The sequence below is a fragment of the Mycobacteroides sp. CBMA 271 genome (assembly GCF_009729205.1).
GTDB lineage: Bacteria > Actinomycetota > Actinomycetes > Mycobacteriales > Mycobacteriaceae > Mycobacterium.
Genome location: NZ_VTHB01000012.1, coordinates 1 through 13,328, shown reverse-complemented (window position 1 = coordinate 13,328; position 13,328 = coordinate 1). Strand labels below are relative to the sequence as shown.

The following is a 13,328-nucleotide window of genomic DNA, read 5'->3' as shown; positions in this document are numbered from 1 at the left end:
CCCGCACCAGCAGCGGGGAGGTAAGAAACAAGAAGGCCTGCCGCACCCAAGAGCAGACCTGAACCACAACACAGAGTGTCAAGGATCAACCGACACCAAACCGTCAACCATCAACCGAACACAAACAAGGGCACTTCGAGCCGGTACTACCTCGGCGGGCCCAACCATTTCCGTATCCGCAACACACGCCGGAACTCGATGTCCCATACTTAGCCCGTGTCCAGCACACGACGACACCGGCCACGACGGAGGCGAACTCCCGACCAGGAGTATCGCTTCGTCACCAGTGCCCTCGGCCCCCGAAACCTGCGGCATTTGAAAGTCACCATCGGGTTGCTGTGCATGTCCATCCTGCCCTTGGGCACCATCGTCAACATGCATCCGCTGGGCCCGCAGGGCGTCGGACGCACAATCCACCAATCGCTCATCGCGATCTCATTCCTGGTGGGTGCATGCTGGATGCTCGGTCCGTGGCCAAGTAGACGCTGGGCGATCTCCTTCGTGATGTGGGCGGACCTCTCGTTCGCGGTCTCCGCCTGGTCGTACGCCGGCCCGATGATGCGGTTGGCCCCAGTTCTCTACATGAGCATGATTGGCGTGTTCGCCGCGTTTCTGTTGGGTTGGCGCGTGTTGGCCGCGCACTGCATCTTCGCCTTGTCCGCGCTCGGCTCGATCACGCTGTGGAACGTCCATACCGGCGCGGCGACCTTCCTCGACCAGTTCCTCTACAACGCACCGGCGTTCACCACCGTGGTCGTGCTGCCGATCTTCATCCAGGCCGTGATCGAAGGGGCCAAAAGATCAATTCGGGCAACTGTTTCCGCCGCCAACCGAGATCCACTGACCGGTCTGCTGAACCGCAGAGGCATGCAAGCCATGTTCGAACTCGCACTCAGGAGACGACCGGAGCCCGCGACCGTTGTCGTAATGGTGGCCGATGTCGACAGATTCAAGGAACTCAACGACGCCTACGGCCACGAGGCGGGAGACAGGACGTTGCAAGCCATCGCAGACATGTTGTTCGTCAACACCCGGGACGACGACATCGCCGCCCGCATTGGCGGCGATGAGTTCATGGTCGTGACTTTCGTCGACGACTTAGACGGTATTGCCGCGATCAACGAGCGAATCCGCAATGCGCCGATGGGCGCAGACGCGCCCGACGCCTCGCTCAGCATAGGAATCGCCTGGTCATCTACCAACGCGGAGGATTTCGATTTCGAATCCCTCACACGGAAAGCAGATTTCAAGCTTTACGAAGCCAAGCGCGCCCGCACACCGCTCGGGTCCAAACTGCAGCACACCGCCACGGACGATGGCAGTTCAAGTTATCGCTTGGCTACGCCGATGTGACCGGTCATTTCATGGACGTCACGGACGACGGCTAGCAGGCGCGCTTCGGCCATGCGCTGCGCTTCTCGAAGATTTCCATCAGCGACAACCACGACTTCGCAGTAACACTTCAGCTTCGCCTCGGTTCCACTCGGCCGGAAGACAACGCGCGAGACGTCAGTAGTGTCGAACTGGAGAACATTGGCGGGCGGCAATCCATCGACGCCTCGCTCCAGGTCAGTGGTGCGCACCACCGGGGATCCGCCGAAAGACGTTGGCGGGTATGCGCGCAACCGTTCCATGATGGCGGAAACTTGCGAGACATCGTCTGTGCGAATCGTCACTGGCGCTGTTCGGTGGACACCGTCAACGACATCGAGGTCGTCAAGAAGGTTCCACAACGTCCGGCCCGACGACAACTCACGCCTCACGATGCCAGCTGTTACCAATGCCGCCGATATGCCGTCCTTGTCCCGGACAACGTCCGGCGCTACGCAATACCCTAGGGCCTCCTCATAGCCGAACGTCAACTCGGGAACACGCGCAATCCACTTGAAACCTGTTAGCGCACAGACAAATCGCGCTTTGTGACGTGCGGCGACTTTCGACAGAGCCCGGGAACTGACCACCGAACACGCCAGGACGCCACCCTGCCGAGCGAGTTCCTCTCCGAGGAGCCGACCGAGATCGTCCCCCGACAGGGCGCGGTAGCCGGTGAGCCCGGGAATAGCGATGCAGCATCGATCCGCATCGGGATCGACGGCAATCACAAGGTCGGCACGGACAATGTTCGCCAGCGCCACGGCCCGGTCGAGAGCCCCGGGTTCCTCGGGATTGGGAAAGGCCACAGTCGGAAAACCCGGGTCCGGCTCGTACTGTTCGGAAACTTGGTGAACGTCGCCAAAACCGTTCGCGCGAAGCGCTCGTTCGAGCACATAGCCGCCCACTCCGTGCAGAGCGGTGACGACAATGCGCGGTTCTTCACCGGTAAAGGTGGGAATTGCGCCCTTGATCGCCGCAAGGTACGCATCGATCACCTCGGGGCCGAGAACGGTCCAGCCGCCAGAAGCCAGCGGCAACGTCTGCAGCGAGTCGACCGCACGAATTTCAGCTGCGATCTCAGCGTCTACCGGCGGGACTATCTGGGCACCTCGACCTTGCTCATCGGTGGCTCGACCGCCGAGGTAAACCTTGTAACCATTGTCCTGAGCAGGATTGTGGCTGGCGGTAACCATTATCCCGCAATCAGCGTGGAACGCACGTACACAGAACGCCAGTACCGGCGTGGGCAATGGTCGTGGGAGCATGAACACTTCGCATCCAGCTGCCACGAGGACTGATGCCGAGTCGGTAGCGAAGACTTCCGATCGGTTCCGAGCATCGAATCCGATGACCACCCGCGGACGCACTAGCCGATCGCTGAGCCACGCTCCCAAACCGGCTGCGGCACGCTGGACGACAGCCCGATTCATACGGTGTTCCCCGGCGCCGAGCAGCCCGCGAAGGCCGGCAGTTCCAAAGTCCAGAGGCCCACTGAATCTGGCAGAGAGGTCTGCGATGGCGCTTTTCGAGCCCGACTGAGCGGCCGCTAGAAGTTCGCCAAGCTCCGCACGGTCATCTAGATCCGGGTCGTCTGCGATCCAGCGGCGAACCCTGCTGAGCAGTTCAGAGTCGCCCGGCTTAGCTGATTTCTGGCGATTCGGCACAGGACGCCGCTCAGTATCCGGAGTCGGTACTTGCGACGCCAAGCTCGGCTGTGGCGCCTTCGAGCACCGCACGGCTGCTAGATAAACCAAGCCGGGTAGCTCCGGCATCGACCATCGCGATAGCGTCCGCACCCGTTCGAATACCACCCGATGCCTTAACACCTAGACGCCCCCCTACGGTGCGAGCCATCAAGCGCACAGCGTGCAGGCTCGCGCCGCCCCAGGGGTGGAATCCGGTCGACGTCTTGACAAAGTCCGCTCCCGCGCGCTCAGCCGCCAGGCATGTCTCGCGGATTTGATCGTCAGAGAGCACGGCCGACTCGATAATCACTTTGAGGACTATGGGGCTCGGTGCCGCTAACCGCACGGCCGCGATGTCGGACTCGACAGTCTTAATCTCACCCGCGATGGCTGCACCAATATCAATCACCATGTCGATCTCGTGTGCTCCGCGCACGACCGCAAGTGCGGCTTCAGCAGCCTTGACAGAGGAGTCGTGCTTGCCGCTCGGAAAGCCACAGACCACGGCAATCTTTAAATCCGAGTTCTCGGGGAGAGCGAGCGGGAGCATGTTCGGGGAAACACAGATTGAATACGTGCCGAGCTCAAGTGCTTCAAGCACATGCGCGGCAATATCAGCCGCAGTCGCTTCTGACTTTAGGAGGGTATGGTCGACATAGTGGGCCATGGTATGCATATCGATCCTAAATATTCTCGTGGTATGAATGGTGTGTGTTTATTGCTGGAGAAAGTTTGAAGAAGAAGGCTAAGCGAAACTTTGGTCATGTTGGTGCAAACTGAAAATAGTTTCGTTCGCCAGCAGCGCGAGCCGTTCGATATGATGAGATCCATGGTTGAGTTGTCTTTGCGGCTCGAAAATGCCCGATTCGCCTGAGACATGGCGGAGATTGTCCATGACTACCGAAATTCCGCCGGCGCGAAGCCGCCAAGCGCGAGCCAATACAAAAATTAGGCTGGCTTCCATCTCCGCGGCTAGAACATTCAGTTTCTGGAAGTCGTCAAACTGATTTTCCCACGCGCTTTGAAAGAAGTTGTTGTAGGACGATCCGGGGCGCGGATGTCCGGCGTAGAAGGTATCAGCGGTGCGGGTGATACCCACATGGTGCTGAAAGTCGAGACTCCGAGCCGCCGCGACTGCGGCCTGCACCACCTCGTGATGAGCCACCGCCGGAAATGCTAGCGGTGCATAGGCGCGAGAGGCGCCGTCCAGACGGACCGCTCCATCGAAGATGGCCATGTCGCCGTTCTCGACGTAATCTTGGAAAGTTCCGCACGTCCCCACTCGAAGAAATGTTCGCGCACCGCAACGCGCAAGTTCTTCCATAGCGATCGAAGTTGACGGAGCGCCGATACCAGTGGACGTGCAGGAGATCTGCACTCCCTTGTATATTCCGGTGTACGTGACGTACTCACGGTTGTTGGCGACTTCTTCCGCCGAGTCCCACGTGGCCGCGATAACTGGGACACGTGCGGGGTCACCGGGTAGAAGCACGAAGGGGGCAATATCACCCTCACTAATACGCAGATGATACTGCTCCATCGAAATCCATTCTCGTAGCATGTGAAGCCTGATTATGTTGTGGCAAAAATCAGGCCACTATGAATTCATTGATTAGTAACCAGCCCGGGACCGGACACCAGAAACATCGGCGCCGCTATCAGAGGCAGAGCCAACCGGGATGCGATCCGTGCAAAGTCACTCACGGAACGTCCTCGCTGGTGGCAACGGACTCCCCGATGCCGTCAAGGATGGTTCTGACAATGAGGGCGGGGTTATCGAACATCGGCATGTGACCGCAGCCCGGCAGAGACACCCAGCGCGTGTGCCTAGGTAGCGGGTCGCGGAATTGACAAGTGCGCTCAGGAAGTATCTTGTCGAGGTCGCCGAACGCGACGGTGATCGGGACGGAAATCGACTGCCCGCCTTCGAAGTGCGCCGTTGTCGCATAATGCATCGCCGAACGCAATGTCGGGCCGGATCGATACATGTCTTGAAAGATCCCCCTCACTACGTCTACCGGCAGACGATCGGCCCGCGGTATCCCGTTGTGCAGCAGAGCTGCCCGCACAGGCGCCTGGGTCAGCACCGGTCGCGCGAATGGGCTTGCGAACACCGCTCCGGCGATCACGCTGAAATAAATTTGAGCCTTCGTTGGGCCGGGCACTCCATCTCGCCACAATCCGGCAGGAGCAAGTGCCACAACCGACCGCGCTACCCCACGCTTAGCCGCTTCCAAGGCAATCCAGCCACCCATCGAATTCCCGACAATATCGACAGGCGTGCTGAAACCCAGTCGAGTCAGTTCTGCTGCCAGCTCATTCACTGCCCAAGACATCGAGAAGGCAACATCTGGCCCGGGTGCGGGCGTTTCGCCGTGGCCGGGAAAATCGAAGGCGATTACGCGTCGGTCGACAGCCAACTGGTCGATCACCGGCAGCCAGTGTCGCGAGGATCCGCCGACGCCGTGCAAGAGAACCAGGGGACTCCCCGTGCCGCGTTCAATTCTGTTCCAACCGGTCATTGATGAATTCCTTCGATGATCTTGGGGTTAGTGACGCAGCGTCGGCTTGTTGATAACTACAACTGAGGCATGGGCCGCGGTTTTGATCTGCGTGGGAACGTCAGGCATTCAGGCCATCTACCAATGATTAACCAGACCGGGGGCGGCTGGCTATGGCTTGACGACCGAAGTCTCATCAATCTGATTGTCGCTAAGTCCAAAAAGGGCTAGGCTGCGGCGAACATGCAGAGCATTCCATCGAACCAGGCCCAGGTCGCCCAGCGGAACCTGCTGACCAATCTGATCAGCAGAACCCAATCCTTCGTGCCACAGCTGATCGCGCGGATGCGCGCTGACATTCCCAACTACGCGCGCCTGGATGTCGCTCTCTTACTTCCCGATGCCACTCTTACCCTCGACCGGCTGCTGCAGGTCGTCGCCGAAGGGCGCGAATTCACTCAAACTGAGCTAGCGGTGCTCACCGCCCACGGTGAGGCCCGGGGCCGTCAGGACGTACCGGTAACCGACATGTTCAGCGCCTGGCGAATAGCAATCCGGACAATCGCCGACGAGCTGATCTCATCCGGACGTGAACGTAACGTCCCGGATCACGTTCTGCTCGATACGATCACCGAACTTCTCCAAACCAGTGACGCCGCAATTCACGCCATCGCCAGCGGCCATCACCAAGTCGAGGTTGAACGGGCCCGGCATGCCCAAGAGCATCGCGCCGACCTTGTCCGTGCCATCCTGCTTGGCACTCTCGGGCCAGCCGAGATTCGTTTCCGCGCCGACCATTACGGCCTCGACACCGGCCGCGAGTATCGAGCCATCCGCGCCCGGCCAACTGCAGCAGCACCGGCCGATCGACTCATACGTCTGTTCGAAGGGGCACACAGCAGTGACCGACCTCGGAGCCTGATCGCACTTGTCGACGGCGATGTCGCCGGCATCATGGACGACCCACCCACCGGCACGATCGATGCCGCCATCGGAATCGGCCCCTCCGCGAGGCTTGACCAGATGGAACGATCCTTTCGGCATGCAACCAGAGCGATGGCAACCGCGGAGGCCTTCGGGCTGACAGGAATTCACGATCTAGCCGATCTTGGACTGCTCCCCGCCGTGCTGGCCGACGCCGAGATTGGCGACGAACTCGTCCGCCGATATGTCACGCCTCTCGGGGACGGAGCGGCGGCTGCCGTGGTCCTCGATACAGTGCACCACTACTTCATCAACAATAGACGCGTCGATCACACCGCAGAAGCCATGCACGTGCACACCAACACCATTCGCTATCGCATACACCGATTCGAAGAGCTCCTCGGCGTCGATCTCGACAACGCTGATACTGCACTTGAGACGTGGTGGGCACTTCAGCGAATCCGACTAAGCAAACCGGTTGCGCCGTTTCCGATCACGTGACGGCGCCGTCAAACCGGCTCAGCGGCATCCGGACAACAAGATAAGCCCTAGTCGCCGGCCGAGTGCTTTCCTCCACTCGAAGCGGATCCGCCATGGGCGCCCGAACTCTCTGAACCACCGCCCGTGCTCGATGACGCATCGGGTGCGCGATGCTTTCCACCCGACTCGCTGGGCGAGGCCACCTTGACCTTCTGCTTGTTGGAGGTACCCGAGGAATCTTCGTGGTGCTCGCCGCTGCCGGAGTCATTCTTGGTCACAGACGACGTGTTTGAATCCTTTTTCTCCTCAGCAGCTTTGGATTCAGACTGGGTGGACGTCGCAGATTCGATGGTGTTGGTCACCGTGGAGGTGATTGCACCCCTCGTCTGCTTGATAGCCCCGGTTGCCGAATCCTTGAGCGCACTGTTCGCCTTGTCGACCTTGTCCTGCAGCTTCTCCTTCACCGCCGGCTTGGCGGGCTTCTCCTTATCTTTCGAGCCGTCCTTCGCCTCGGCCTTGGGGGCCTCCTTCGCAATGTCCTGCGCGGGAGCGGCGGCGTCAGCAGGCTGGGTAACATGCTCACTGACCGGCACCTCCGATCCAGTCGCTGCCGGCGCGGAAACCTTTGCGGACGTGACCTTCTCGACAACCGCGCCCTCGCCAAGCTTGTCCTTGACGGCAACCAGATTCGACGTGAGATCGTGCGTCGGAGCCTCGAGCCTCTTGACCTCGGGCGCCGGGGTACTCAGTTCCTTCGCCTCGGGTGCGGGAGTCTCCGCTGCCGCCAGGGCGTTCGGCGCCGGAGACGAGAGCGGCGCCGGGGCGGCACCGATCAGGCCGCCGAGCTGCGTCATCACGTCCTTGTAGAACTTGGATGCCTGCAAGGTGTTGGACGCAGCCCCGTTGAACAGATTCCCGTACTGCTGCGTGAGCAGGTCCGAGACGGGCGTCACGGCAGGCGTGACCAGACCCTTGTACAGCGGAGTCAGGGCCTTGGCGAGTTCGACTGTCGGGTCGGGGATTCCGAGTGCCGCGCTGATCAAGCCGGAGACGGTGATGAGCTGGGTTGGCACGATGCCGCCGGTAGGAATCAGGTTGGGCGGGATGATTCCGAGCGGCGTGTTGGCTCCGGGTGCCGTGCCGAGTTGGAATGTCGGCATGAGACCGACGCCGAACAGCGACGGCAGGGTGAAGCCCATGCCCTCGGTCCCCATGTTGAACCCACCGAGTGAGTAGACGAGGGGTACCGGCAGCGCACCGGAGAACGGCGTCTGGAGAACCATGACGTTCTGCCCATTGTTGATGTTGAACCCATTGGTGCCGAGATAGTTCCCGGTGGTCACATTGAGGTTCGTCATGCCGAGACCGAGCATCGGAATTGAGAAGTTCGACAGCGTTGTACCGATCGGCGAGTAGACACCGTTCTGCGTCGGGATGAGAACGTGCGCGTTGAACTGACCGGCCTGCCCCAGCCCGAGCGGCGCCGTGATGCCATTGGCCCACATCGGGATCGACAGCACGGTCTGCGGAATGTTCACTGCCCCGCCGTCGACGATCAACGTGGGTGCGGTCGCCCACCATCCCGTCTCCATCCCCAACGGAAGTTTGTAGTTCCCAGCTCCCATCGGGACCCAGGCAGTGACATTGGGCAGCGTGCCGTTCGGGATGATCGTCTGCGGGGGGAGGTCGATACCCAGAATCTTGGGAGGATCGATGATCAACCCACTCGGGGTCTGGATGAACGTATTCATGATGGTGGTCAGACCGCTCATCTGAAACATTGGCCAGCTGTAGGCAGCCGTGAACTTGTCCTGCTCCGCGACGAGGCCTTGCACGATTCCGCTCAACGGCGGCAGCTGGGTCACGATCGGCCCGATCACCGGCAGGTTGATCAGCCCATCCAGCGTGTTCGCCAAAGTATTCAGCAGGTTCGCGCCCGGGATGGTCGTAGGCAGCGGGAGGTTCACAAACCCCTGGCCCGGAATCTTGATGCTCGGGATGGCCCCAGGCACTCCAGTCGGGAGCGGCGTGCTCGCCAGGTTGCGCAGCACATCGGGGAGGTCTGCGATTCTGGTCAGATCGCTGTGCTCGTACGACGTCCCGAACGTCGGCAGCAGTCCGCCGGTCTGTCCCGCGATGGGATTCCAGACGCCCGAAGCCGCCGATCCGATCGCATTAGTTCCGGCCAAGTAGCTATTGAGCGCGTCCTTATAGTCGGTGACCGCGCCCTTGTAGTCCGGCGCGGCGGCGGCGGCCTGCGCGGTGGGCCCCACGAACGCCAAGCTGGCAGTCGCGGCGACTGCCCCCGCGGCGGTCACAGTCCGCTGTACGACAGCCTTCTTTGATGACTTTCGATGACGTGTGGACAAGGCCACAACCCCTCTCCGTTGAGGAAACCTGAAACGTGAGCAGCACTGTAAACGTGTGACCCACCTCATAGCCGTCATTTCACAAACGTGTCTACCTGCGGCAATGTGGTAGCGCCCCGTTACCACATTGCCCTCGGTCGCTGCCGCCCGCGCAGGCAAGGGCCATACTCACGCAAAGAGGTTGATGAAAGTTAGCTGAATGCGTCAACAAGCGTTTACGTCAAGCAGTCAGACCCTCGCGGCAAACAACCGACTCGTCGCGACGCAGGGGTACTACAACCCCAGTAGACGACCGTCAATTTACGTTCACCACTGAATCCATTTTCGCGTTTCGCGTGCATCCAGGAACCGAATAGCCCATGATGTCCGAGACGTACTCGCAGATTGCTGGGATTTGTGTTCCAGGTCACACAGGGAGCTGTATTGATCGCCGTAGCCGCAACCGCTCTGAGCTGCCTCAGTGTGGGCCACCTGCGATGACCACACACGACGAGCGCCGCGCCACCACTGACGGCGTCGCGGCCATCCAGGATTGGACGACCGGGTACGTCAAGCGTCATCCTCTCGAATCCCTCAAGACCGTCGGCGAGCAGTTCATGCTCGGCGTCCGCACCATCCAGTGGTTCTTCGTGGACCTGTTCACCGGACAGTTCCAATGGCAGGAGTTCGTCAGGCAGGGCGCCTTCCAGGCCGGTACCGCCGTCGTCCCCGTCATCCTGGTGACCCTGCCCATCGGTGTCACGCTCTCGATCCAGTTCGCCCTCCTCGCGGGCCAGGTGGGTGCGACCTCACTGGCCGGTGCCGCCAGCGGCATCGCCATCATCCGGCAGGCCGCCTCGCTCGTCGCCGCACTACTGATGTCCGCCGCCGTCGGTTCGGCCATCACCGCCGACCTCGGATCACGAACCATGCGCGAAGAGACCGACGCCATGGAGGTCATGGGTGTCTCGGTCATCCGGCGACTGGTCGTCCCCCGCTTCGCGGCGGCCATCATGATCGGTATCGCCCTCACCGGCGTGGTCTGCTTTGTGGGATTCCTGGGCGCTTACCTCTTCAACGTCTACTGGCAGAACGGCGCCCCAGGCAGTTTCGTCACGACGTTCTCCGCCTTCGCGACTCCCGGCGACATGATCCTGGCCCTCATCAAGGCCGTCATCTACGGCGCCATCGTGGCCGTGGTGGCCTGCCAGAAGGGCCTGTCCACCAAGGGCGGCCCGATCGGTGTCGCCAACTCGGTGAACGCAGCCGTCGTCGAATCGATCCTGCTGCTGATGACGGTCAACCTCGCCATCAGCCAGCTGTACATCATGATGTTCCCGCGGACGGGGCTGTGACATGACCGCATCAACTTATATACCCCCGATTGCGCGGCCCTTCGTCGGCCTCTACAACAAGGCCCAGAAGCCGATCACTCGGCTCGGTCACACGGTCGCCTTCTTCTTCCGCGCGATCGCCGGTGTCCCGATCGTGTTCCGCCACTATCGGAAAGAGTTCCTGCGGCACCTGTCCGATATCGCCTGGGGTAATGGCTCGCTCGTCGTCGGTGGCGGTACCGCCGGCGTCATGATCGTCCTCGGCGTCATCGCCGGTGGTCTGGTGGCCATCGAGGGCTACAACTTCCTGGATCTGCTGGGCCTGGGGCCTGCCACCGGCATCATCTCGTCACTGGTGAACACCCGCGAGCTCGCGCCGATCATGGCGGCGATCGCCTTCGCCACCCAGGCCGGCTGCCGCTTCACCGCCCAACTGGGCGCCATGCGCATCTCCGAAGAGATCGACGCCATGGAATCCATCGCGATCCGCCCGATCCCCTACCTGGTGACCACCCGCCTGATGGCGGCCACTGTCGTCACCATTCCGCTGTACGTCGCATGCCTCGCCGTCAGCTACCTGTCATGCCAGGTCATGGTGGGGATCATGAGCGGTGGATCCATCGGTTCCTACCTGCACTACTTCGGTATCGGCGTCAGCGGTATCGACATCTTCTACTCGGTCATCAAGGCGATCATCTTTGTGTGGCTGGCCTCGACCATCCAGTGCTACTACGGCTTCTACGCCAGCGGCGGCCCCGAGGGGGTGGGCGTTGCCGCAGGGCACGCTATGCGCGCGGCCATCACCCTGGTGATCATCGTCAACATGCTGCTCACCATGGCGCTCTGGAGCGTCGACGCTGGAGCGAGGTTGGGTGGCTAATGGCGTCGAATTCCTTTGAAACGGACGGCCGTGGACCATCCGAGAAGCTCCTGCTGGGCACCGGCGTCGCGATGATCGTGGTGGCCGCACTGGTCACCGGTCTCATGTTGTTGAAGTCCACAGGACGTCTCAACGACTTCATTCGCGTGGTTGCTGATCTCAACAACGTCGGTGACGGCCTGCCGCAGAAATCCGATGTGAAGTACCACGGCGTACTCGTCGGCGAGGTGGACGGCGTCATACCGGCCTCCAACGGCCAGCCCAACTTCGTGCACATCAACCTCAAGCCGCAGTACGCCAAGTCCATCCCGAGTACCGCGACCGCCCGCGTGGTTCCCAGCAATGTGTTCGCGGTGTCCTCGGTGCAGTTGGTGGACCGCGGTCCCGGCGCACCGATTCGTCAAGGCGCCCACATCGCCGAAGACACTCAGCTGCCGACCGTCCTCTTCCAGACCACGGTGAGCAAGCTTCGCGACGTCCTGACCGCCACCGGCCGCGGTCGCGACGACCACTCCACCGGCATCCTCGCGGCCATCGGCGCCGCCACCGACAACCGCCGCGTCAAGCTGCTCACCGGCGGCGCCCAGTTGAACCGCCTCATCGCTCAGCTCAACGAGATCGTGGTGACCGACAACGGCCCGTCCACCGTCAAGGCTCTGCTCGAGGCCACCGAGGGGCTGAAGAACTCCGCACCCGAGCTGCTCGACTCACTGCACAGTGCCGTCAAGCCGATGCAGACCTTCGTCGAGAAGCGCGAGCAGCTGACGGCCCTGACGAACGGCGGGCTCACCACAGTGGGCACCACTCGGCAGGCCTTCGACAACCACACCGATCAGCTGATCGGCATCACCACCGAACTGACTCCCGTCATCGGCACCTTCTCCAACAACGCCAACAAGTTCCAGATGATCTTCCAGAAGATCACCCAGATGGGCACGAAATGGTTCGAAAATCCCTGGCTGGGCGACGTGGACACCGGCAACATGCGCGTGAACCTGTCACTGACCCCGGGTTCCACCTACACACGCGCGGACTGTCCACGCTACGGCGAGATGAAGGGCCCGAGCTGCTTCACCGCGCCCGAGCTCGTGGTGCGCCCCGATATGCCCGAAACACTGCTGCCCCAGAACTATAAGGTGCCCAAGGATCTGCAGCCGCCCCCCGGAACCGTGGTGGGGCCTGAAGGGAATTTGGTGGCAGTGGGCCCGCCGTACGTCGTGCCGCCGGGCGGGCCGAACCTGACGGACCCGAACCCTCCGCTGCCGCCGTGGCAGCCCAACCCATCACCCCGCGTACCCGGTACGGCCGACCCCGACCTGTTGGAACCTCCTCCGCCACCACCACCGCCGATTCCGGCCGCACCGGTGGCCCCAGGTGCTCATGACGGCGGTGGAGCACCCATCGCGCCCGCATCGTTCGGTGGATCCGTCGGCCCCGTCGGCAGCACCTTCGAGCGCGCTCAGCTCAGTGTCATTACCGATAAGCCGGCAAGCTCCGCGACCCAATTGCTCCTCGGCCCGGTGGTGCGCGGCACCACGGTTTCGGTCGCGAAGGAAGGTTCCAAATGAAGTTCCGCGGTCCGCTGATCGCGCTCACGGTCTTCATGGTGGTAGCGCTGGCGCTAACGTGGCTGGTGTACGCCACGCTGCGCCGGGATGTATCCGGCGGCACCACCTCGTATTCGGCGATCTTCTCCGATGCGTACGGGCTGCGCGAGAGCGATGACGTCCGAATGGCAGGCGTGCGCGTCGGTCGCGTCGAGAAGATCGAGCTGGTCAACAACAACCAGGCCAAGGTCGACT

The 13,328-nt window shown here is 61.7% G+C and carries 11 protein-coding genes; 6 read left to right on the top strand and 5 right to left on the bottom strand.

Annotation, left to right across the window (positions count from 1 at the left end; all coding sequences use genetic code 11):
* Window positions 1-216: 216 nt before the first annotated feature.
* Window positions 217-1,353, top strand: coding sequence for a GGDEF domain-containing protein (locus FZI91_RS23565; RefSeq protein ID WP_309224170.1), 1,137 nt, complete (start codon window positions 217-219; stop codon window positions 1,351-1,353).
* Here FZI91_RS23565 and FZI91_RS23560 read toward each other — a convergent pair.
* The 4 genes from FZI91_RS23560 to FZI91_RS23545 form a co-directional block, all read right to left on the bottom strand.
* On the bottom strand, window positions 1,329-3,038 hold the full coding sequence (locus FZI91_RS23560) for a phospho-sugar mutase (RefSeq protein WP_309224171.1): 1,710 nt from the start codon (window positions 3,036-3,038) through the stop codon (window positions 1,329-1,331). The two genes, FZI91_RS23565 and FZI91_RS23560, sit on opposite strands and share 25 nt — an antisense overlap.
* A 10-nt stretch (window positions 3,039-3,048) precedes the next feature.
* Complete coding sequence (gene deoC, locus FZI91_RS23555; RefSeq protein ID WP_243734038.1) at window positions 3,049-3,726, bottom strand: deoxyribose-phosphate aldolase; 678 nt, start codon at window positions 3,724-3,726, stop codon at window positions 3,049-3,051.
* A 78-nt stretch (window positions 3,727-3,804) separates the two neighbouring features.
* A complete protein-coding gene (locus FZI91_RS23550) occupies window positions 3,805-4,599 on the bottom strand; it encodes a nucleoside phosphorylase (protein ID WP_162526476.1) in 795 nt (264 codons plus the stop codon).
* Between the two features lie 160 nt (window positions 4,600-4,759).
* Window positions 4,760-5,581 carry an alpha/beta fold hydrolase gene (locus FZI91_RS23545; protein WP_155941536.1) on the bottom strand — a complete coding sequence of 274 codons (822 nt, stop codon included), beginning with the start codon at window positions 5,579-5,581 and terminating at the stop codon, window positions 4,760-4,762.
* Window positions 5,582-5,803: 222 nt separating this feature from the next.
* Here FZI91_RS23545 and FZI91_RS23540 point away from each other — a divergent pair, with 222 nt between their 5' ends.
* A complete protein-coding gene (locus FZI91_RS23540; protein WP_155941535.1) occupies window positions 5,804-6,985 on the top strand; it encodes a CdaR family transcriptional regulator in 1,182 nt (393 codons plus the stop codon).
* A 47-nt stretch (window positions 6,986-7,032) separates the two neighbouring features.
* Here FZI91_RS23540 and FZI91_RS23535 read toward each other — a convergent pair whose 3' ends face one another.
* Complete coding sequence (locus tag FZI91_RS23535; protein ID WP_375234383.1) at window positions 7,033-9,402, bottom strand: hypothetical protein; 2,370 nt, start codon at window positions 9,400-9,402, stop codon at window positions 7,033-7,035.
* Between the two features lie 407 nt (window positions 9,403-9,809).
* Between FZI91_RS23535 and FZI91_RS23530 the strand changes: the two genes are divergently transcribed.
* The 4 genes from FZI91_RS23530 to FZI91_RS23515 form a co-directional block, all read left to right on the top strand.
* A complete protein-coding gene (locus FZI91_RS23530; RefSeq protein WP_070912964.1) occupies window positions 9,810-10,667 on the top strand; it encodes an ABC transporter permease in 858 nt (285 codons plus the stop codon).
* A 1-nt stretch (window position 10,668) separates the two neighbouring features.
* Window positions 10,669-11,526: an ABC transporter permease gene (locus FZI91_RS23525; RefSeq protein WP_155941533.1), complete on the top strand. Its 858-nt coding sequence runs from the start codon at window positions 10,669-10,671 to the stop codon at window positions 11,524-11,526.
* Complete coding sequence (locus FZI91_RS23520) at window positions 11,526-13,094, top strand: MlaD family protein (RefSeq protein ID WP_162526477.1); 1,569 nt, start codon at window positions 11,526-11,528, stop codon at window positions 13,092-13,094. Before FZI91_RS23525 ends, FZI91_RS23520 begins: the two co-directional genes overlap by 1 nt.
* Window positions 13,091-13,328, top strand: a 238-nt coding sequence (locus FZI91_RS23515; protein WP_155941532.1) for an MlaD family protein, incomplete at its 3' end; no start/stop codon positions are given. The genes FZI91_RS23520 and FZI91_RS23515, both read left to right, overlap by 4 nt.

Coding starts and splice junctions, on each gene's coding strand:
- FZI91_RS23520 (WP_162526477.1), top strand. CDS start 11,526: ATGGCGTCGAATTCCTTTGAAACGGACGGCCGTGGACCATCCGAGAAG.
- FZI91_RS23535 (WP_375234383.1), bottom strand. CDS start 9,402: ATGAGGTGGGTCACACGTTTACAGTGCTGCTCACGTTTCAGGTTTCCT.
- FZI91_RS23525 (WP_155941533.1), top strand. CDS start 10,669: ATGACCGCATCAACTTATATACCCCCGATTGCGCGGCCCTTCGTCGGC.
- FZI91_RS23550 (WP_162526476.1), bottom strand. CDS start 4,599: ATGGAGCAGTATCATCTGCGTATTAGTGAGGGTGATATTGCCCCCTTC.
- FZI91_RS23540 (WP_155941535.1), top strand. CDS start 5,804: ATGCAGAGCATTCCATCGAACCAGGCCCAGGTCGCCCAGCGGAACCTG.
- deoC (WP_243734038.1), bottom strand. CDS start 3,726: ATGGCCCACTATGTCGACCATACCCTCCTAAAGTCAGAAGCGACTGCG.
- FZI91_RS23545 (WP_155941536.1), bottom strand. CDS start 5,581: ATGACCGGTTGGAACAGAATTGAACGCGGCACGGGGAGTCCCCTGGTT.
- FZI91_RS23530 (WP_070912964.1), top strand. CDS start 9,810: ATGACCACACACGACGAGCGCCGCGCCACCACTGACGGCGTCGCGGCC.